Here is a 20009-nt window from a genome sequence, read left to right on the forward strand (position 1 = left end):
TGTCCCCTTCGTCTAGTGGCCTAGGACACCGCCCTTTCACGGCGGTAACAGGGGTTCGAGTCCCCTAGGGGACGCCACGATTACCCGCTATGCGGGATTTTAAAGGGTCATTCAATTATTGAATGGCCCTTTTGTTTGTCTGGCGTTCAGCCAACTCTCTCCTTTATTTCAATCTTCTCTTCTGACCAGCGGTCATGCCTGTCGCTTGCGCAATATTATTATGGTAATAATATTCAACCCATGAGAGAGGGAGGCAACGATGAGTGATAAAAAAGCGCAAACCCGCGAACGCATTCTGCAAGCTGCCAGCGCTGCATTGATCCAGCGTGGCCCTGCCGAGCCTAGTGTGGGTGAAGTCATGGGCGCCGCCGGGCTTACGGTTGGCGGTTTCTATGCGCACTTTGAAAGCAAGGACGCGCTGATGCTGGAGGCATTCACCCAGTTATTGGCGAGGCGGCGTGCATCGATTGACGATATGGATGCGCAGCTCACGGGTGAGGAGCGCAGAAGTCTGGTGGCGGCGTTTTATCTGTCGCGCAAACACCGCGACTCCACCGCCCAGGCGTGCCCCATACCGGCGACCGTCGGTGAGATGAGCCGCCTGCCGGACGAATTTCGCCATGCCCTGAATGAGCACGTGGAGCTGATGGCCGCGCAACTGGCCGCCAGTCCTGAAGACACCGACAAAGCCCTGGCTGACATGGCGTTGATGATCGGTGGCCTGGCCTTGGCGCGTGCCCTGGGCCCGGGCGAGCTGTCTGACCGTGTGTTACGCGCAGCCAAGTCGGCGGTGCGTTAAATAAGGAGAGGAGTTCCAGCATGGGCGCACTGACCTGGGTTCGTGGCTTCAACCGCACTGTCGGCCGCTTGGCGCCGCACACCGTGGCAAGCAAGATGCGTCGCACCTTCATGACCCCGCGTGACCTGCCCGCGCGTGATTGGGAACTGCCGCTGCTGGCCCAATCTGAGCGCATCACGTTGCGTTTCGGCCTGTCTGCGCTGCGATGGGGGCAAGGGCCCGCCGTTTTGCTGATGCACGGCTGGGAAGGGCGCCCCACGCAGTTCGCCAGCTTGATCACGGCGTTGGTGCGCGAGGGGTATTCGGTCATCGCGCTGGAAGGGCCTGCCCACGGACGTTCGCCGGGGCGTGAAGCGCATGTGTTGCTGTTCGCCCGCGCCATGCTGGAAGCCGCAGCCGAATTGCCACCGCTGCATGCGGTGATCGGCCATTCCATGGGCGGCGCCAGTGCCATGCTGGCTGTTCAATTGGGCCTGCGGACCGAGGCGTTGGTCAGTATCGCTGCGCCGTCGCGTTTCCTGGATGTGCTGCGCGGGTTCGCCGGCATGGTCGGTTTGCCGCCACGGGCGCGTTCAGCCTTTATCCAGGAGGTCGAATGGGCCTTCGGCATGCCGCTCAAGCACCTGGATGTCGCTCACTACCAAATGAATATGCCGGGTCTGATCGTGCATGCCGAAGACGATACGTTCGTGCCGGTCAGGGCTTCTCAGGCCATCCACGAGGCGTGGTTCGACAGCCGGCTGTTGCGCCTGGAAAGTGGGGGGCACCAGAAAGTGCTGGCCGATCCCCGAGTGATCGACGGCGTACTGAGCCTGCTCGCCGGTTGTCATCTACAGGCACGGCAAACCGCCTGATACACTGCTCCCGCCGACATTAATCGACTGGAGCAAGGCATGGGCTGGGATTTGGCAACGCCGTTTATCATCGATCTGCAGGTTGCCCCTGAGGACATTGATGGCCTGGGGCACGCCAACAATGCGGTGTATGTGTCCTGGTTGGAACGTTGCGCCTGGCGTCATTCCCAGCGCCTGGGGCTGGACCTCACCGAGTACCGTCGCCTGGATCGTGCCATGGCCGTGGTCCGCCATGAGATCGATTACCTGGCGGCGGGTTATGAAGGTGACGAGCTTCAACTGGCCACCTGGATCGTCGATTGGGACCAGCGCCTGAAAATGACCCGTCGTTTCCAACTGGTGCGCCCCCGCGACGGCGTGACACTGCTGCGTGCGCAAACCACCTTTGTCTGTATCGAGCTGTCCAGCGGCAAGCCCAAGCGCATGCCCGTCGAGTTTCTTGAAGGTTATGGCCCCGCCCTGACAGGGGGTTAACGGTTGCCGCAGGAAACCCAGTAAACTGCGCGACGATTTTTGTTGAGTGTTTCCCATGCAAATTGCTTTGGCGCCCATGGAGGGGTTGGTCGACAACATCCTGCGGGACGTATTGACCCGCGTGGGCGGTATTGATTGGTGCGTGACCGAGTTCATCCGCGTTAACGACCGCCTGCTCACGCCTGCCTATTTCCATAAACTTGCCCCGGAACTGCTGCACGGTGCCCACACCGCGGCCGGTGTGCCGTTGCGCGTGCAATTGCTTGGCTCCGACCCGGTCTGCCTGGCGGAAAACGCTGCCCTGGCGTGCGACCTGGGCTCCGAGGTGATCGACCTGAACTTCGGCTGCCCGGCCAAGACCGTCAACAAGTCCCGTGGCGGCGCGGTGCTGCTCAAGGAACCGGAGCTGCTCAACCAGATCGTCGAACACGTACGCCGTGCGGTTCCGGCACATATCCCGGTCACCGCCAAGATGCGCCTGGGCTTCGACAGCCCGGACGGCGCGCTGGTCTGCGCCACGGCCCTGGCCGAAGGTGGCGCGGCGCATATCGTGGTGCATGCGCGCACCAAGACCGACGGTTACAAGCCACCGGCCCACTGGGAATGGATCCCGCGAGTACAGGACGTGGTCAAGGTGCCGGTGTTCGCCAACGGCGATATCTGGAGCGTGGAAGACTGGCGGCGTTGTCGCGAAGTCAGTGGCGCCGAGGACATCATGCTCGGCCGCGGCCTGGTAGCACGCCCAGACTTGGCACGGCAGATCGCCGCCGCGCGGGCCGGCGAAGAAGTCGTGGAAATGACCTGGGCGCAGATGCAGCCCATGCTCCAGGACTTCTGGAGCCAATCGGTGGCGCAACTGACCGAGCGCCAGGCGCCAGGCCGTTTGAAGCAGTGGCTGGCAATGTTGACGCGCAATTATCCGCAAGCGGTGGAACTATTCACCGCGATGCGTCGCGAGACGGAGCTGGTGGCGATCAGCCGGTTGTTGGGCATGCCGCATCCTGCCGCGGCCGCGTAACGCGCAGACACCTCTAGCAAGGGCGCCATTGGCGCCCTTTTTTATGGTGAAACGTAACTGTTGGAACCGAACAGCGCGTCACTCCACGAACATCAGGGCATACACCTCAGGAATCTGGCCCATGAATGCTTCAAGCCTAAACCCCGCTGTTTCTTCAGCCCATCCTCAATTGATGTCCTGCACTGGGCCGGCTGCCGGGAAGACGCAGCCTGTCGTGAACACCTTCAAAGTCGCCGAGCGGCGGTTTGGTGAGCACTTCGACGGCAGCACCCACGCCGCCGTGATCCAGCTGATGATGGCGATACTGGGCCCCACGCCTGCCGATATGTTCGAGCAAGTGACGCCTTCGGGTAACGGCTATGACGTCACGATGAAGGATGAATTCAAGGTTCATGTCACGCAGGATGAACTGAGGCAGGCAGCGCAGGCATCCAGGTTCAGCGGTGATGACAGTGAGGCGGTCAGGGCGGCCAACTTCGCATTGGCGGTGTTTGTGAAGCGCAAGCAGCAAGTCGGCGATTACCCCGGTTTCGAGGTTGCACTGGCCAAGACACTCCAGGGCGAAACCACCCTGCGGTGCTTGCAGGGCATGGGCGTGTATGGACTGTCCCAGTCGGTACCGCCGAGCGAAATGATGGGCGAGGGGGTAGTGGCAGTGATGGGCACCCGACAGTTCGGCAGTGCGCTGGTGGTGAGCGGGGTGGGGTACGACCACGGTCGCCCGTGCCAGGTGGGGGACCGTTATGGTTACAGGTTGTTTGCCGACAAGCCCCGCACGGGTGCAGCAGCGCATAAGGTGTTGGCGGGCCAGAAACCGAAAGATGTGTGGAGCGGCTTCTTCCAGGGGGCGCCGGGTAATTGCGTGACGGTGTCGGCGATCAAGGCTGCAATGATGCGGTTCGGACAAAGCCCCCAAACTATTTTCCGACAGGTCACTGCCATTCCTGGGGGGTATGAAGTGGTCATGCGCGATAGTTTCAGCCTGCGGCTCACCCATGAAGAGATCAACCAAGCCAGCGCCGCCTCAGGGCTGGCCGGTAGTGACCAGCGTCTGCTCGACGACGCCAACTTCCTGTACGCCGTAAGTGCCAAGCGTGCGCAGTTGAAGAACAACGATTTCCGTGCCGGCCAGAGCTATGCAGCCGCCTTGGAGACGCTCAACGATGGCGAATTTCCAGGGCAGGCCCTGCGCCGACTGGGGCTGTTTGGTTATCTACGGGAAAGTGATGTGAGTGAATTGGCCAAAGGCGCCATCGGCACGCTGGCGGACGGTCACCATTCGGTGGTCGTCATTGACGGTGTGCTCGACTTTTACGGGCAAAAACATGACCTGGCTTCGTCCGAATGGATGAACACGGGGTTCCGTGCGTTGAAGCTGGTTTGACAGGCGCCGGGCTCATTCCAGCAACCGCCGGAACTCGTCGATCGGCAACGGCCGGCTATGCAGATACCCTTGGAACACGTGACACCCCAGCAGTTGCAGGAATGCCAGCTGTTCCGGGGTTTCCACGCCTTCGGCAATCACCTTCAGGTTCAGGCTGCGCGCCATCGCCACAATGGCGCGGATGATTTCCGCGTCGTTGGGGTCATGGGTTGCGTCGCGCACAAAGGACTGATCGATCTTCAGCGTATCCACCGGCAAGCGTTTGAGGTAAGTCAGCGATGAATAGCCGGTGCCAAAGTCGTCCATCGCAAAACTGATCCCGAGTTTTTTCAGGCGACGCATCTTGGCGACGGTGTCGTCCAGGTTCTGGATCACGATGCCTTCCGTGATTTCCAGCTTCAGCAGGCTGTAGGGCAGTTGGTGTTGCCTGAGGCTGTACTCAACCTGCTCAACGAAGTCGTTCTGGCGAAACTGTCGAGGGCTGATGTTGACGCACAGGCTGAAGTTGAGCGGGTCGATCAGGCCCTCGGCAATCAACTGCGCAAAGGCGGCGCACGCCTCATCGAGAATCCAGGTGCCGACCTCCAGGATCAGGCCGCTGTCCTCCAGCACCTTGATAAATTCGCTGGGTGACTGTGCGCCTAGTTGTGGATGCTGCCAGCGTACCAGGGCTTCAGCGCCGACAAGCACATTGCCCCGTGCATCCACTTGGGGTTGGTAATGCATGCTGAACTCGCCGCGTGACAGCGCCAGGCGCAGGTCAGTCTCCATGCGCTGGCGTTCACTGGCGGTTTTTTGCATGCTGTTATGGAACATCTGGGTGGTATTGCGCCCCGAATCCTTGGCCCGATACAGGGCAATGTCGGCGCGCTTGAGCAGGTCGGCCGGCGTGGAGCCGTGATCGGGAATCAGCGCCACGCCGATGCTCGGCGTGACCTGCAAGCGGTGGCCATCGAGGAACATCGGCTCCGAAAGCAATTCGCGCAAGGTATCGGCCAGCTCCTGTACCTGAGCGGTGACCTCCATTCGCGTGCCGTCCAGGCCACTGAGCAGCACCACGAACTCATCGCCGCCCAGGCGCGCCACCGTATCCTCCATGCGCACGCTGGCTTCCAGGCGCGCCGTGACGATTTTCAACACGGTGTCGCCCACAGGGTGGCCGAGGGAGTCGTTGATGTGCTTGAAGTGATCAAGGTCCAGGAACAGCAAGGCGCCCCGCAGGTTATGGCGCTTGAGCAGGGCGATCTGCTGGCTCAGGCGATCCATCAACAGTGCGCGATTGGGCAGGTTGGTCAGCGGGTCGTGATAGGCCAGGTGACGAATCTGTGCCTGGGCGTTTTTCAGCAGGCTCACGTCCCGGGCCGTCAACAGCAGGCACGGGGTTTCATTCAAGGTGATGGGCTCGACCGAGACTTCCACGGCCAGTAAATCGCCACGCTTGTTGTGCCAGAGCATTTCCAGGTGATGAATACGGCCTTTGATCTGCAGCTCGGCCAGCAACGCCGTGCGCTGGTTTTCGTCGGCCCAGATGCCGATCTGGTACAGCGTCAAACCGATGGCTTCTTCGGCGCGGTAGCCGGTCAGGCGGCAGAAACCGTCGTTGACCTCGACGTAGCGGCCGGTATCGCGCTCGGTGATGGAAATGGCGTCGGGGCTGGAGTGAAAGGCTTTGGCGAACTTCTCCTCACTGGCCTTGAGGGCGGCTTCCGAGCGTTGCTGCTGGGTGATGTCACGCAGGGTGGTGACGATGCAGGGTTGGTCGCCGACTGTGATCAGCCGGCTGGAAATCATGCAGGTCAGGCTTTGGCCATCTTTGTGATGGACCACGATGGCCACATTGTTTAACGACTGTTCGCGGATCACCTGTTCGATGCGTTGCAAGCGCTTGCTGGAGTCGTCCCACAGGCCGATCTGTTCGGCGCTTCTGTCGATCACCTCGGCAGCGGTCCAGCCAAAGGTCTGGGTAAAGGCCGGGTTGATTTCGATAAAGGCGCCGCTGTCCAGGTAAGTGACACAGATCGGGTCGGGGCTGGCCTGGAACAGGCTGGCAAACTTTTCTTCGGAGACCGTCAGGCGTTGTTCGCGTTCCACCTGATCGGTGATGTCGAGCAAGGTGCCGGCCATGCGCAGGGGCTTGCCGGCTTCATCGCGATAGAGACGGGCGCGGCTTTCCAGGTAGCGCGGGCTGCCGTCCTCCATCAGCACGCGATAGGTCATCTGGTAGTTGCCTTCCGGACCTTCGCGCAAGCTGCGGTAGGCGTTGCGCATGCCCTCGCGGTCTTCATCGGTCATTCCTTCAAAAAACGCATCGAAAGACTCGTGAAAAGGCTTGGGCGGCAGGCCGTGCAGTTGGGCGGCGCGGGCCGAGCCGTAGAGCATGCCGCTGGGGATGTGCCAGTCCCAGGTGCCCAGTTGTGCCGAGTCCAGCGCCAGGTCAAGGCGTTCCTGGCTGTCCTTGAGCGCTTGTTCGGCGTTTTTGCGTTCGGTGGTGTCCAGAAAGGTGCTGATCAGGTAGGCCTCGCCCTCCAGCTCGACCTTTTGCGCGCTGAGGGTGCCGTCATGGATCTGCCCGTTGCTGGCGCAGAACTGCACTTCCATGGTGATCTGTTCACCTTTGCGCTGGGTAGCCTTGACCAGCGTTTCACGTTGTTCCGGGTCACGCCACAGGCCCAGTTCCAGGGTGGTGCGGCCGATGGCATCGGCTACCGGCCAGCCGAACAGCATTTCGAAATACTGGTTGGCCTCGCTGATCAGCCCGTCGGCCTGGCGGGTCAACAAGACCATGTTGGGGCACAGGTGAAACAGCGTGGCGAAACGTTTTTCGGAATGGCTCAGGGCGGTTTCCCGCTCGCGCTGTTGGGTGATTTCGCGGATCACCCCGATCATTCGGCGTCGGCCGGTTTTGTCCGGGGCCAGGCTGCCGCTGATTTCCAGCCAGTGCAGGCTGCCGTCCGGCCACTGGATACGGTGATGCATGGCCTGCTCGAATGGCTCGCCCGCCACCACGGCATGGAAGGCCCGTATCACCCGGGTGCGATCGGACGGTGCAAGCAGGTCCAGGTAATCCAGGTCCTGGGGCAGCGGTTGCCTGGGGTCAAAGCCGAACAGCGCCTGGGTGCCCCGCGACCAACTGATGCGGCCGGTGTCGATCTCCCAGCACCACGCACCCAGCCGCGCCGCGTTGAGCGCTGCCAGCAGTTGGGGCGCACTGTCCCAGCTTTGCTCGGCGTCCTTGGGGTCCAAGGCGTAGATGCGGGGCAGGGGTGGCACGGAATCGACGGGGTTGCGCATTATTCGAGGGCCTTGGCTCAATGGGCGTTCGGCGCGGTTTGGTTCAGGCCTTGAGGCCGCACGGTTTCATGCCGGTATCCCTGGCAGATCGACCTGTGCATCCAATAGGCTCATGAAAGCCCGCGCAGCGTTCGACAGCGTCCTTTCGGTGTGCACGATATAGCCTAGCTGGCGACTGAGTTGTACGCCCGGTAAAGCGATACTTGCCACCTGATCATCCAGCATAGTCCGTGGCAGCACGCTCCAGGCCAGGCCGATGGAGACCATCATCTTGATAGTTTCCAGGTAGTTAGTGCTCATCGCGATGTTCGGCGTCAGGCCCTGGGCCTCGAACAGGCGGCTGACGATATGGTGGGTAAAGGTATTGCCGCCGGGAAAGACGGCCGGGTGGCGGGCGATGTCGGCCAGGTTGACCCTGCCGTTACTGATGAGGCTGTGCTCCGGCGCCACCACAAAATCCAGCGGGTCATCCCACACCGGCGTGGCCTTGACCACGTGGTGCGGGTCGGGCGCCAGGGTGATCACCGCCACTTCGGCACGGCCATGCAGGATTTCTTCGTAGGCCACTTCTGAATCGAGAAACTGGATATCCAGCGCGACATTGGGATATTCACGGGTGAACGTGCGCAGGATCGGCGGCAAACGGTGCAGGCCAATATGATGGCTGGTGGCCAGGGTCAGCCGTCCGCTCACCTCGCCGGTCAGGTTGGTGAGGGCGCGACGCGTATCATCCAGTACGTTGAGAATCTGATAAGCGCGCGGCAGCAAGGCCCGCCCGGCTTCGGTCAAACCCACTTCGCGGCCCAGGCGATCGAACAGGCGCACCTTCAATTGTTGTTCCAGCCCGGCGATACGTTTGCTGATGGCCGGTTGCGTCAGGTGCAGGCGTTCACCGGCGCCGGAGAAACTGCCGGTTTCGGCGATGGCAATAAAGGCATTGAGGTTGGCCAAGTCCATTTATGTATTCCAGTTGGTAATCCAAAGCATAAAAAATATGAATTTGAGTTATTTAATGTAGCGCCATACCATCAGCCTCACAAGCCAAAGGGTTATTGAATGTCTCAAGACCCGGGGCATAGAAAGACCGCTGATGAGGACCGACTGATGGCCGGCAAAACGCTTTACGACAAGCTTTGGGATTCCCATGAAGTGAAACGGCGCGACGATGGCTCGTCGCTGATCTATATCGACCGTCACATCATCCATGAAGTGACCTCGCCCCAAGCGTTCGAAGGCCTGCGACTGGCCGGGCGCAAGCCTTGGCGCGTCGATTCCATCATTGCCACCCCGGATCACAACGTGCCGACCACCCCCGAGCGCAAGGGCGGTATCGACGCTATTGCCGACCAGGTCTCGCGTTTGCAGGTGCAGACCCTCGACGACTATTGCGACGAATATGGCATCACCGAATTCAAGATGAATGACGTGCGTCAAGGCATCGTGCATGTGATCGGCCCGGAGCAGGGTGCCACCTTGCCCGGCATGACCGTGGTCTGCGGCGACTCCCACACTTCCACCCACGGTGCCTTCGGCGCTCTGGCCCATGGCATCGGCACTTCCGAGGTGGAGCATGTGTTCGCCACCCAGTGCCTGGTCGCCAAGAAAATGAAGAACATGCTGGTGCGGGTCGAAGGTAAGCTGCCGTTCGGCGTGACCGCCAAGGACATCGTACTGGCCGTGATCGGCAAGATCGGCACCGCCGGCGGTAACGGCCATGCCATCGAGTTCGCCGGCAGCGCCATTCGTGATCTGTCCATCGAAGGCCGCATGACCATCTGCAACATGTCCATCGAAGCCGGTGCCCGCGTGGGCATGGTGGCAGCGGACGAAAAGACCGTTGAATACGTAAAAGGCCGTCCATTCGCTCCGCAAGGTGCCGATTGGGATGCCGCTGTCGAAGCCTGGAAAGACCTGGTCTCCGACGCCGATGCGGTGTTCGACACTGTGGTCGAGCTCGATGCGGCCCAGATCAAGCCGCAAGTCAGCTGGGGTACCTCGCCGGAAATGGTGCTGGCCGTCGACCAGAACGTGCCGGACCCGGCCAAGGAAACCGACCTGGTCAAGCGTGGCTCCATCGAGCGCGCGTTGAAGTACATGGGCTTGCAGGCCAACCAGGCGATCACCGATATCCAGTTGGACCGTGTGTTCATTGGCTCCTGCACCAATTCGCGGATCGAAGACCTGCGTGCTGCGGCCGTGATCGCCAAGGGCCGCAAAGTGGCCTCGACCATCAAGCAGGCCATCGTGGTGCCGGGCTCGGGCCTGGTCAAAGCGCAAGCCGAGGCGGAAGGCCTGGACAAGATTTTCCTCGAAGCCGGTTTTGAATGGCGTGAGCCGGGGTGCTCCATGTGCCTGGCGATGAACCCGGACCGCCTGGAGTCGGGCGAGCATTGCGCGTCGACCTCCAACCGTAACTTCGAAGGGCGTCAGGGCGCCGGTGGGCGTACCCACCTGGTCAGCCCGGCCATGGCTGCTGCGGCCGCCGTCAACGGTCGTTTCATCGACGTTCGCGAATTGATCTGAGGAATACCCGATGCGTGCTTTTACCCAACACACCGGCCTTGTCGCCCCTTTGGATCGTGCCAACGTCGACACTGACCAGATCATCCCCAAGCAGTTCCTGAAGTCGATCAAGCGTACCGGCTTCGGCCCCAACCTGTTCGACGAGTGGCGCTACCTGGACGTGGGCTACGCCTACCAGGACAACTCCAAGCGCCCGCTGAACAAGGATTTCGTGCTCAACGCCCAGCGCTACCAAGGCGCCAGCGTGTTGTTGGCCCGGGAAAACTTCGGTTGCGGCTCCAGCCGTGAACACGCGCCTTGGGCCCTGGAAGAATACGGCTTTCGCAGCATTATCGCGCCGAGTTACGCCGACATCTTCTTCAACAACAGCTTCAAGAACGGCCTGTTGCCGATCATCTTGAGCGATGCCGAAGTGGATGAGCTGTTCAAGCAGGTGGAGGCCGAGGAGGGCTACCAGCTGACCGTCGACCTGGCCGCGCAAACCGTGACCCGTCCGGATGGCAAGGTTTACCACTTCGAAGTCGATGCCTTCCGCAAGCATTGCCTGCTCAACGGCCTGGATGACATCGGCCTGACCTTGCAGGACGGCGACGCGATTGCAGCGTTTGAGGCCAGGCACCGGGCCAGCCAGCCTTGGTTGTTTCGCGACGCGTAAATGGATGTAGGCAGGACCGCCGGCATCGGGAGCAAGCCCCCTCCCACATTTTGAAGGTGTTCACAAAACAAAATGTGGGAGGGGGCTTGCTCCCGATGAGGCCAGAACCAACACCCCAAGGTCCATTGAGGAACCCCCCATGACCACCACCGCCCACACCCAAGTCGTGCAAAAACAATTCGGCGAGCAAGCCTCGGCCTACCTGAGCAGTGCCGTGCACGCCCAAGGCACCGAGTTCGCGCTGCTGCAGGCCGAACTGGCCGGGCAGGGCAGTGCACGCCTGCTGGACCTGGGGTGTGGCGCCGGTCATGTGAGCTTCAACGTGGCGCCGCTGGTCCAGGAAGTGGTGGCCTACGACCTGTCCCAGCCGATGCTCGAGGTGGTCGCCGCCGCTGCGAAAGACCGGGGCCTGGCCAATATCCGTACCGTACACGGCGCCGCTGAACGCTTGCCGTTTGCCGACGGCGAGTTCGACTTCGTGTTCAGTCGTTACTCGGCGCACCACTGGAGCGACCTGGGCCTGGCCCTGCGTGAAGTGCGTCGGGTGCTCAAGCCGGGCGGCGTGGCGGCGTTTGTCGACGTCTTGTCACCGGGCAGCCCGCTGTTGGACACTTACCTGCAAACCGTCGAAGTGCTGCGCGACACCAGCCACGTGCGCGATTACTCCGCCGCCGAATGGATGCGCCAGCTCAGCGAAGCCGGTTTGCATGTACGCAACAGCAGTCGCCAGCGCCTGCAACTGGAATACACCTCCTGGGTCGAGCGCATGCGCACGCCGCAGGCCTTGCGCGCCGCGATCCTTGAGCTGCAACAGGCGATGGGCCAGGAAGTGCGCGATTACTTCGAAATTCAAGCCGACGGCACCTTCAGCACCGATGTGCTGGTGGTGTGGGCCGAACGCTGATCAATTTTCCCCGACCTGCCTGCGGGCGGGTCGCTTGATGAAATGAGGAACCCATGAGCAAGCAGATTCTGATTCTCCCTGGCGACGGTATTGGTCCGGAAATCATGGCCGAAGCGGTCAAGGTTCTGGAACTGGCCAACACCAAGTACAGCCTGGGCTTCGAATTGAGCCACGACGTGATCGGCGGTGCCGCCATCGACAAGCACGGCGTGCCGCTGGCTGACGAGACCCTGGAGCGTGCTCGCGCTGCCGACGCCGTGTTGCTCGGCGCCGTCGGTGGCCCGAAGTGGGACAAGATCGAGCGTGACATCCGCCCTGAGCGCGGCCTGCTGAAAATCCGCGCGCAACTGGGCCTGTTCGGCAACCTGCGCCCGGCGATCCTCTACCCACAACTGGCCGATGCGTCGAGCCTGAAGCCGGAAGTGGTATCGGGCCTGGATATTCTGATCGTGCGTGAGCTGACTGGCGGTATCTACTTTGGCTCGCCACGCGGCGTGCGCGAACTGGACAATGGTGAGCGCCAGGCCTACGACACGCTGCCGTACAGCGAGAGCGAAATCCGCCGTATCGCCCGCGTCGGCTTCGACATGGCCCGCGTGCGCGGCAAGAAGGTCTGCTCGGTGGACAAGGCCAACGTCCTGGCGTCCAGCCAGTTGTGGCGTGAGATCGTCGAAGAAGTGGCCAAGGACTACCCGGATGTCGAGCTGAGCCACATGTACGTCGACAACGCCGCCATGCAGCTGGTGCGCGCACCCAAGCAGTTCGACGTGATCGTCACCGACAACCTGTTCGGCGACATTCTGTCCGACCAGGCGTCGATGCTCACCGGCTCCATCGGCATGCTGCCGTCGGCGTCCCTGGACACCCATAACAAGGGCATGTACGAGCCGTGCCACGGTTCGGCGCCGGACATCGCGGGCCAGGGCATTGCCAACCCGCTGGCAACCATTTTGTCGGTGTCGATGATGCTGCGTTACAGCTTCAACCTGGCTGATGCGGCAGACGCAATCGAGAAAGCCGTGAGCCTGGTGCTGGATCAGGGCTTGCGTACCGGCGACATCTGGTCGCAGGGTTGCACCAAGGTCGGCACGCAAGAAATGGGCGACGCAGTAGTCGCCGCGCTGCGGAATCTGTAATCTCTCGGGCCCACTTGCAGTTGTTGCTGCAAGGCGGCCCACTTTTTAACAAGGTGTAGTTGCGATGAAACGTGTAGGTCTGATCGGTTGGCGCGGTATGGTCGGTTCCGTGCTCATGCAGCGGATGCTGGAAGAGCAGGATTTCGATCTTATTGAGCCGGTGTTTTTCACCACGTCGAACGTGGGTGGCCAAGGGCCGTCCGTGGGCAAGGATATTGCCCCGCTCAAGGACGCCTACAGCATTGAAGAGCTGAAGACCCTCGACGTGATTTTGACCTGCCAAGGCGGCGACTACACCAGCGAAGTCTTCCCCAAGCTGCGCGAAGCCGGCTGGCAGGGTTACTGGATCGACGCCGCGTCGAGCCTGCGCATGCAGGACGACGCCGTGATCATCCTGGATCCGGTGAACCGCAAGGTCATCGACCAGCAACTGGATGCCGGCACCAAGAACTACGTCGGCGGCAACTGCACCGTCAGCCTGATGCTGATGGGCCTGGGTGGCTTGTTCGAAGCGGGCCTGGTCGAGTGGATGAGCGCCATGACCTATCAGGCGGCCTCCGGTGCCGGCGCGCAGAACATGCGTGAACTGATCAAGCAGATGGGTGCCACCCACGCTGCGGTCGCCGATCAACTGGCAGACCCTGCCAGTGCGATTCTCGACATTGACCGTCGCGTGGCCGAAGCCATGCGCAGCGATGCCTACCCGACCGAGAATTTCGGCGTGCCGCTGGCTGGTAGCCTGATCCCGTGGATCGACAAGGAACTGCCGAACGGCCAGAGCCGTGAAGAGTGGAAGGCCCAGGCCGAAACCAACAAGATCCTGGGTCGCTTCAAGAGCCCGATCCCGGTGGATGGCATCTGCGTGCGCATCGGCGCCATGCGTTGCCACAGCCAGGCGCTGACCATCAAGCTGAACAAAGACGTGCCGATCGCCGATATCGAAGCGCTGATCAGCCAGCACAACCCATGGGTCAAGCTGGTGCCGAACAACCGCGATATCAGCATGCAGGAGCTGAGCCCGACCAAGGTGACCGGCACCCTGAATGTACCGGTGGGGCGTTTGCGCAAGCTGAACATGGGCAGCCAGTTCCTCGGCGCGTTCACCGTCGGCGACCAACTCCTGTGGGGCGCGGCTGAACCGCTGCGTCGCATGCTGCGGATCCTGCTCGAACGTTGATCGTTTGCTGCTGTTGAAGAACCCCGCGCTGGTGACAGTCGCGGGGTTTTTTTATGGTTCTTGCGGGCCTTATCGGGAGCAAGCCCCCTCCTACAATTTTGATGGGTGAGCACACTCACTGTGGGAGGGGGCTTGCCCCCGATAGGGCCATCAGCCACACCGCAACCCCCAGTTTAATTGCCTCACCCCAAGCCACCCGGTAAAGTGCCGCTCCCCCCGCAATGCCCGAGGCAGCCCCCATGACCCAGACCTTTGAAATCGCCGTGATCGGCGCCACCGGCATCGTCGGTGAAGCCTTGGTGCAGATTCTCGAGGAACTGGATTTTCCGGTGGGCACCCTGTATCTGCTGGCGGGCAGCAACTCCGCCGGCGCATCGGTACCGTTTCGCGGCAAGAACGTGCGGGTCAGGGAGGTCGATGAGTTCGACTTCAACAAGGCGCAGCTGGCGTTCTTTGCGGCCGGCCCGGCCGTCACCCTGAGTTTCGCTCCGCGCGCCACGGCGGCAGGCTGTGCGGTGATCGACCTGTCCGGGGCCTTGCTGGCCGATCAGGCGCCTCAAGTCGTGCCGCAAGCGAATGCGCATGTCCTGGAGGGTTTGAAAAAGCCCTTCCAGCTCGGCAGCCCGAGCCCGTCGGCGACGAACCTGGCCGTAGTGCTCGCACCGTTGCGCGACGTGCTGGACATTCAGCGCGTCAGCGTTACCGCCAGTCTGGCCGTATCTGCCCTGGGGCGCGAGGCCGTCAGCGAGTTGGCCCGGCAGACCGCCGAGCTGCTGAATGTGCGTCCGCTGGAGCCGCAGTTTTTTGATCGGCAAATGGCCTTCAACCTGTTGGCGCAAGTCGGCACCCCGGATACCCAAGGTCATACCGCTCTGGAGAAACGCCTCGTACACGAGCTGCGAGCGGTACTGGAAACCCCTTTGCTGAAGATTTCCGCAACCTGCGTTCAAGCCCCGGTGTTTTTTGGCGATAGCCTGACTGTGTCGTTGCAGCTGGGCGCGCCGGTCGACCTGGCCACTATCAACCGTGTACTGGACGCAGCGTCTGGAATCGAGTTGGTGGAGGAGGGTGACTACCCAACGGCGGTGGGCGATGCAGTCGGCCAGGATGTGGTGTACGTAGGACGAGTTCGCGCAGGCGTGGACGACCCTGCGGAACTAAATCTGTGGCTGACGTCAGATAACGTACGCAAGGGCTCGGCCCTCAACGCCGTACAGCTGGCGCAGTTGTTGATAAAACGCCTTGTGTAAAAGATACTTGGCGGCAATTTGTAGATTGATTCTAACTAAGCGCTATGCTTGGCCCGAAGCGCAATAGAAGTGCGTCGGTGACCTATCGGCTCGCCATGCCTTATGGCAGCGGTTACCAACCTTCTCGCAGGCCGGGGAGTGTTCAAAACAAAGGATGAGGCTATGGTTCAAGTTCGCAAACTGGTGTTAGCAATAGCGGCCGCCTCGGCGCTGTCCTCCGGTATGGCGCAGGCGCTGCAGCTTGGGGAGATGACCCTCAAGTCGAAGTTGAACCAGCCGTTGTCGGTGGAAATCGAATTGCTCGATGTCGGTGGCCTCACGGCTTCCGAGATTACGCCGAGCCTGGCGTCGTCCCAGGCGTTTGTGGATGCCGGCGTGGATCGCCAGGCGTTTCTCGATGACCTGACGTTCACCCCGGTGGTCAACCCTAGCGGTCGCAGTGTCGTGCGTGTCACGTCCAGCAAGCCGCTGCCGGACTCCTATATCCGTTTCCTGTTGCAGGTGCAATGGCCTAACGGCCGCTTGATGCGTGACTACAGTGTGCTGCTCGACCCGGCCAAGTTTGATCAGCCGGCGCCTGTCGCCAGTGCACCCGCCCCGCGCTTGAGCGCACCGGCAGGCGCTGCGCCCGCTGCCAGCAAGCCGGCCCAATACACGACCACGTCCCGCGACACTTTGTGGGAAATCGCCGAGAAGAGCCGCAATGGCGCGTCGGTCCAGCAAACGATGCTGGCGATCCAGGCGCTCAACCCCGATGCCTTTATCGATGGCAATATCAACCGCCTGAAAACCGGCCAGGTCCTGCGCCTGCCTGATCGTGTGCAAGCGACCAGCCTGCCGCAACCCAAAGCCATCGCAGAAGTGCGTGCGCAAAACGCGGCGTGGCGGGAGGGGCGTCGTACCGCGAGCCGTCAAGCCACCGGCAAGCCCCAGCTGGACGCCACCAAGCGCACCCAGGCGGGCAACGCGCCATCGAGCACCACAGGCAAGGACAACTTGAGCCTGGTCTCGGCCGAGTCCGCGAAAAAAGGTGCCAAGGGTAAAGCGGGTGACAATCGCGGCCTGAGCGACAAGCTGGCGATGACCCAGGAAGAACTGGATACCACCCGCCGTGACAACGCCGAGCTGAAAAGCCGTGCGGCGGACCTGCAAAGCCAGTTGGACAAGCTGCAAAAGCTGATTCAACTGAAAAATGATCAATTGGCGCGTTTGCAGGCTGAAAAGGCTGACCCGGCCGCGCCTGCGCCGGCGGCAATCTCGGCACAGTTGCCCGGCGAGCCCGCCGCTGCTCCGGCGCAGCCTGTGGCGCCCGTGGCCAGCGTGACCCCGGCGCCTGAAGCGGCCAAGCCTGAAGCCAGCAAGCCTGGCGCGGCCCCCGCCAGCGCCGATGGACCGTTCAACGAACTGCTGACCAACCCGATTGTGCTTGGCGTAATAGGGGGGGCGGCGGGTTTGCTGGTGTTGCTGCTCCTGCTGCTGTGGGCGCGTCATCGCAATGCCCGGCGCGAAGAAGAAAAGCACCTGCGCATGGCGCGGGCCTTGGCGGAAGAGCCGGTGTTCGCCTCGAATATCGACCAGGACCTGCCGCCTGACAGCTTTGAAGGTCTGGAAGTACCACCGCCGAGCGTCAAGCTGGCTCCAGCCCCAGCCCCAGCCCACGTGGTTGAGCCCGCTGTCGCGCCGACGGTGGCGTCCGTGCTGGCCCCGCTGGCCGTGGCCGTAGCCCCGGAAAACTCCAGCGATGCGTTGGCCCAGGCCCAATCCCATATCGATCGCGGCCATCTGAACCAGGCCGCCGACATACTGGAGCAGGCGATCAAGCATGAGCCCAAGCGCAGCGATCTGCGTTTGAAACTGATGGAAGTCTACGGCCTGCAGGGCGACAAGGACGGTTTCGTCACCCAAGAGCGTCAACTGGTGGCCAATGGTCAAAACCACGCCCAGGTCGAGCAGCTCAAGAGCCGCTTCCCGGCCATGGCCGTGCTGGCGGCGGGCGTCAGTGCTGCCGTCGCGGCGGCGGCCCTGGATGCCCAGTACGTCAAGGATCTGCTGGAAGACAAGCCAACCCCAGCTCCCGAGCCAGAGCCGTTCGACACGGATTTTGACTTGAGCCTGGACGACCTGGAAGCGGCATCGCCGGCCGAGGTCAAGGCTGATCAACAGACGTTCGAGGCGCTGCTGCAACAGCAGACTGAAGCCAAGAGCAGTGCGGACGATCTGTCGGACTTCGACCTGGATCTGCAGCTTGATCCGCCAGCCTCGCAGGCCGATGAAGATTTCCTTTCCGGCCTTGAAGACTCCATGAAGGACGTGCCGGCGGTCGAGCCGCCGACCCTCACGGCCGGCGCATTGGACGATTTCGAGCTGCCGGAAGACTTCGACCTGTCCCTGGAGAATGAACCTGCTGGCGCTGCGGCGACCAAGCCCGATGCCTTTGCAACTGAGCTGGGCGACGTCAACGCCGAGCTTGATCGCCTGTCCCAGACCCTGGAGCATCCGCCGATCGAGCCGTCCTTCACGGAGCAGGATGCGGCTTTGGGCAGTGATGAGCCTGAGTATGACTTCCTCTCCGGCACCAACGAGGTCGCGACCAAGCTGGACTTGGCCCAGGCATATATCGACATGGGCGATGCGGACGGCGCACGGGACATTCTGTCCGAAGTGCTCACCGAAGGTGATGAAGCCCAACGCGGTGAAGCCAAGGAAATGCTCGGGCGACTGGCCTGATCCGATCGCTGGCTTTTGCGGCTGAAGGCACTCGTTCCTTGATCGCAAAAAAAGCGCCTGGCGCGGGCCTGCTTCCTTATAATGGCGGCCTTTGCGCAACTCATCGGGCTCTCAGTTCTTGGCAAATATAGATAACGCGGCCGCCGAAATGGCGGCCGCAGGCTTTCATCGCATCGCCCTGGGCGTGGAATACAAAGGTTCGCGTTATCGCGGCTGGCAGCGCCAGGCCTCCGGTGTGCTGACCGTGCAGGAAACCTTGGAAAACGCTTTGTCGAAGGTTGCCGACTCGCCGGTGTCGCTGATGTGCGCCGGGCGTACCGACGCCGGTGTACACGCTTGCGGCCAGGTGGTGCACTTCGACACCCAGGCCGAGCGCTCGATGAAGGCGTGGGTAATGGGCGCCAATATCAATTTGCCCCATGACATCAGTGTCAGTTGGGCCAAGGTCATGCCTGCGCACTTCCATGCGCGCTTCAAGGCCATCGCTCGGCGCTACCGTTATGTGATCTACAACGATCAGATCCGCCCGGCGCACCTCAACGAAGAAATTACCTGGAACCATCGCCCGCTCGATACCGAGCGTATGGCCGAGGCCGCGCAACATCTGGTCGGCGTGCATGATTTCAGCGCTTTCCGGGCGGGGCAGTGCCAGGCCAAGTCGCCGATCAAGGAAGTCCATCACCTGCGGGTGACGCGGCACGGCAAGATGATCGTGCTGGATATCCGTGCCGGCGCCTTTCTGCACCATATGGTGCGCAACATTGCCGGCGTGCTGATGACCATTGGTGCCGGTGAGCGCCCGGTGGAGTGGGCCAAGGAAGTGCTGGACAGTCGTATTCGTCGCACCGGAGGGGTAACCGCGCATCCGTTCGGCCTGTACCTGGTGGGGGTCGAGTACCGTGACGAGTTCGAACTGCCGGAGCGTTTCATCGGGCCGCACTTCCTCACAGGCTTCAGCGAACTTGGCGGCTGACGCCCGGAAAAGCTTTTGTTAACATCCGGGACTTTCTCGGTCCAACCCTGAGGTTTCCACGACATGTCAGCCGTTCGCAGCAAGATTTGCGGGATTACCCGCATAGAAGACGCGCTGGCGGCAGTCGAGGCGGGGGCCGATGCCATCGGTTTTGTGTTTTACGCCAAGAGCCCGAGGGCAGTGAATATACTGCAGGCGCGGGCGATCATCGCTGCGCTGCCGCCATTTGTGACCACGGTGGGGTTGTTCGTCAACGCCAGCCGTTGCGAACTCAACGAGACCCTGGATGCCGTGCCGCTGGACATGCTGCAGTTTCACGGTGACGAAAGCCCGGACGAATGCGAGAGCTACCAGCGCCCTTATATCAAGGCGCTGCGCGTCAAGGCCGGGGATGACATCGCAGCTGCGTGTGCCGCCTATATCGGCGCGCGCGGGATTCTCCTGGACACCTATGTTGAAGGCGTGCCCGGCGGGACCGGTGAAGCATTCGACTGGTCGCTGATTCCTGAAGGGCTGAGCAAGCCGATTATCCTGGCCGGAGGGCTCAATCCCGCGAATGTCGGGGCGGCAATCGAGCAGGTTCGGCCCTATGCCGTGGATGTCAGTGGCGGCGTGGAGCAGGGCAAGGGCATCAAGGATCACAGCAAGATTCGCGCATTCATGCAGGCTGTGCGCAACAGCAGTGGCGGGATGTGACGGCTGGCAGTCTGCCGCCGTCCATAACTACCACTGTGTAAAACAGCCCGGCGCCGCCTGTGGGTGGCCCGGAAATGAAGTGGCAACCCTGCACTGGCAGGTTGTCTGGAAGGCTGAGGATACAGGCCGGAAATGGCAGGTCGAACGT

At 61.8% G+C, this 20009-nt stretch carries 16 protein-coding genes and 1 tRNA gene; 15 read left to right on the plus strand and 2 right to left on the minus strand.

Annotated elements, in window-relative coordinates; all coding sequences use genetic code 11:
• Position 1: 1 nt before the first annotated feature.
• From ACQRBT_RS18050 to ACQRBT_RS18075, 6 genes are all read left to right on the plus strand, one after another.
• Positions 2 to 77: transfer RNA gene (locus tag ACQRBT_RS18050), tRNA-Glu, on the plus strand.
• 182 nt (positions 78 to 259) lie between these two features.
• Positions 260 to 799, plus strand: a complete 540-nt coding sequence (locus tag ACQRBT_RS18055; RefSeq protein WP_060755797.1) for a TetR/AcrR family transcriptional regulator — start codon at positions 260 to 262, stop codon at positions 797 to 799.
• 20 nt (positions 800 to 819) lie between these two features.
• Positions 820 to 1653 carry an alpha/beta fold hydrolase gene (locus tag ACQRBT_RS18060; RefSeq protein ID WP_060755796.1) on the plus strand — a complete coding sequence of 278 codons (834 nt, stop codon included), beginning with the start codon at positions 820 to 822 and terminating at the stop codon, positions 1651 to 1653.
• Between the two features lie 39 nt (positions 1654 to 1692).
• The gene (locus tag ACQRBT_RS18065; protein ID WP_060755795.1) at positions 1693 to 2127 is read left to right on the plus strand and encodes an acyl-CoA thioesterase; all 435 of its coding nucleotides are present in this window, start codon (positions 1693 to 1695) and stop codon (positions 2125 to 2127) included.
• Positions 2128 to 2182: 55 nt separating this feature from the next.
• A complete protein-coding gene (locus ACQRBT_RS18070) occupies positions 2183 to 3145 on the plus strand; it encodes a tRNA dihydrouridine synthase (RefSeq protein ID WP_104994333.1) in 963 nt (320 codons plus the stop codon).
• Between the two features lie 214 nt (positions 3146 to 3359).
• A complete protein-coding gene (locus tag ACQRBT_RS18075; RefSeq protein ID WP_412046340.1) occupies positions 3360 to 4529 on the plus strand; it encodes a hypothetical protein in 1170 nt (389 codons plus the stop codon).
• A 12-nt stretch (positions 4530 to 4541) separates the two neighbouring features.
• On the opposite strand, the gene ACQRBT_RS18080 is transcribed toward ACQRBT_RS18075, so the two are convergent.
• Together ACQRBT_RS18080 and ACQRBT_RS18085 are read right to left on the minus strand one after the other, a co-directional pair.
• Positions 4542 to 7820 (minus strand): EAL domain-containing protein, encoded by a 3279-nt coding sequence (locus tag ACQRBT_RS18080; RefSeq protein WP_412046339.1) that lies wholly within the window; start codon positions 7818 to 7820, stop codon positions 4542 to 4544.
• Positions 7821 to 7886: 66 nt separating this feature from the next.
• Positions 7887 to 8777, minus strand: a complete 891-nt coding sequence (locus tag ACQRBT_RS18085) for a LysR family transcriptional regulator (RefSeq protein ID WP_412046338.1) — start codon at positions 8775 to 8777, stop codon at positions 7887 to 7889.
• 147 nt (positions 8778 to 8924) lie between these two features.
• Between ACQRBT_RS18085 and leuC the strand changes: the two genes are divergently transcribed.
• The 9 genes from leuC (at position 8925) to ACQRBT_RS18130 (ending at position 19861) form a co-directional block, all read left to right on the plus strand.
• Positions 8925 to 10343, plus strand: coding sequence for a 3-isopropylmalate dehydratase large subunit (gene leuC, locus ACQRBT_RS18090; RefSeq protein ID WP_060755790.1), 1419 nt, complete (start codon positions 8925 to 8927; stop codon positions 10341 to 10343).
• 10 nt (positions 10344 to 10353) lie between these two features.
• Entirely contained in the window at positions 10354 to 10998 is a 645-nt protein-coding gene (gene leuD / locus ACQRBT_RS18095; protein ID WP_060755789.1) for a 3-isopropylmalate dehydratase small subunit, read from the plus strand.
• A gap of 139 nt (positions 10999 to 11137) precedes the next feature.
• Positions 11138 to 11902, plus strand: coding sequence for a class I SAM-dependent methyltransferase (locus ACQRBT_RS18100; protein ID WP_411984991.1), 765 nt, complete (start codon positions 11138 to 11140; stop codon positions 11900 to 11902).
• Positions 11903 to 11955: 53 nt separating this feature from the next.
• Positions 11956 to 13038 carry a 3-isopropylmalate dehydrogenase gene (leuB, locus tag ACQRBT_RS18105; RefSeq protein ID WP_060755787.1) on the plus strand — a complete coding sequence of 361 codons (1083 nt, stop codon included), beginning with the start codon at positions 11956 to 11958 and terminating at the stop codon, positions 13036 to 13038.
• Positions 13039 to 13102: 64 nt separating this feature from the next.
• Positions 13103 to 14215 carry an aspartate-semialdehyde dehydrogenase gene (asd, locus tag ACQRBT_RS18110; RefSeq protein ID WP_025856452.1) on the plus strand — a complete coding sequence of 371 codons (1113 nt, stop codon included), beginning with the start codon at positions 13103 to 13105 and terminating at the stop codon, positions 14213 to 14215.
• A gap of 239 nt (positions 14216 to 14454) precedes the next feature.
• Positions 14455 to 15465: an aspartate-semialdehyde dehydrogenase gene (locus tag ACQRBT_RS18115; RefSeq protein WP_412046337.1), complete on the plus strand. Its 1011-nt coding sequence runs from the start codon at positions 14455 to 14457 to the stop codon at positions 15463 to 15465.
• Between the two features lie 162 nt (positions 15466 to 15627).
• Positions 15628 to 18192 (plus strand): FimV/HubP family polar landmark protein, encoded by a 2565-nt coding sequence (locus tag ACQRBT_RS18120; protein ID WP_412046336.1) that lies wholly within the window; start codon positions 15628 to 15630, stop codon positions 18190 to 18192.
• 148 nt (positions 18193 to 18340) lie between these two features.
• Complete coding sequence (gene truA / locus ACQRBT_RS18125; protein ID WP_060755784.1) at positions 18341 to 19165, plus strand: tRNA pseudouridine(38-40) synthase TruA; 825 nt, start codon at positions 18341 to 18343, stop codon at positions 19163 to 19165.
• A 63-nt stretch (positions 19166 to 19228) separates the two neighbouring features.
• Positions 19229 to 19861: a phosphoribosylanthranilate isomerase gene (locus ACQRBT_RS18130; protein ID WP_412046335.1), complete on the plus strand. Its 633-nt coding sequence runs from the start codon at positions 19229 to 19231 to the stop codon at positions 19859 to 19861.
• Positions 19862 to 20009 lie beyond the last annotated feature (148 nt).

The organism is Pseudomonas sp. R19M, assembly GCF_050312585.1.
Classification (GTDB): Bacteria; Pseudomonadota; Gammaproteobacteria; order Pseudomonadales; family Pseudomonadaceae; genus Aquipseudomonas; species Aquipseudomonas palleroniana.

What these genes read in the sequence shown, in the direction of transcription:
- ACQRBT_RS18055 (WP_060755797.1), top strand. Translation starts at nt 260, where the DNA reads ATGAGTGATAAAAAAGCGCAAACCCGCGAACGCATTCTGCAAGCTGCC.
- ACQRBT_RS18060 (WP_060755796.1), top strand. Translation starts at nt 820, where the DNA reads ATGGGCGCACTGACCTGGGTTCGTGGCTTCAACCGCACTGTCGGCCGC.
- ACQRBT_RS18065 (WP_060755795.1), top strand. Translation starts at nt 1,693, where the DNA reads ATGGGCTGGGATTTGGCAACGCCGTTTATCATCGATCTGCAGGTTGCC.
- ACQRBT_RS18070 (WP_104994333.1), top strand. Translation starts at nt 2,183, where the DNA reads ATGCAAATTGCTTTGGCGCCCATGGAGGGGTTGGTCGACAACATCCTG.
- ACQRBT_RS18080 (WP_412046339.1), bottom strand. Translation starts at nt 7,820, where the DNA reads ATGCGCAACCCCGTCGATTCCGTGCCACCCCTGCCCCGCATCTACGCC.
- ACQRBT_RS18085 (WP_412046338.1), bottom strand. Translation starts at nt 8,777, where the DNA reads ATGGACTTGGCCAACCTCAATGCCTTTATTGCCATCGCCGAAACCGGC.
- leuC (WP_060755790.1), top strand. Translation starts at nt 8,925, where the DNA reads ATGGCCGGCAAAACGCTTTACGACAAGCTTTGGGATTCCCATGAAGTG.
- leuD (WP_060755789.1), top strand. Translation starts at nt 10,354, where the DNA reads ATGCGTGCTTTTACCCAACACACCGGCCTTGTCGCCCCTTTGGATCGT.
- ACQRBT_RS18100 (WP_411984991.1), top strand. Translation starts at nt 11,138, where the DNA reads ATGACCACCACCGCCCACACCCAAGTCGTGCAAAAACAATTCGGCGAG.
- leuB (WP_060755787.1), top strand. Translation starts at nt 11,956, where the DNA reads ATGAGCAAGCAGATTCTGATTCTCCCTGGCGACGGTATTGGTCCGGAA.
- asd (WP_025856452.1), top strand. Translation starts at nt 13,103, where the DNA reads ATGAAACGTGTAGGTCTGATCGGTTGGCGCGGTATGGTCGGTTCCGTG.
- ACQRBT_RS18115 (WP_412046337.1), top strand. Translation starts at nt 14,455, where the DNA reads ATGACCCAGACCTTTGAAATCGCCGTGATCGGCGCCACCGGCATCGTC.
- ACQRBT_RS18120 (WP_412046336.1), top strand. Translation starts at nt 15,628, where the DNA reads ATGGTTCAAGTTCGCAAACTGGTGTTAGCAATAGCGGCCGCCTCGGCG.
- truA (WP_060755784.1), top strand. Translation starts at nt 18,341, where the DNA reads ATGGCGGCCGCAGGCTTTCATCGCATCGCCCTGGGCGTGGAATACAAA.
- ACQRBT_RS18130 (WP_412046335.1), top strand. Translation starts at nt 19,229, where the DNA reads ATGTCAGCCGTTCGCAGCAAGATTTGCGGGATTACCCGCATAGAAGAC.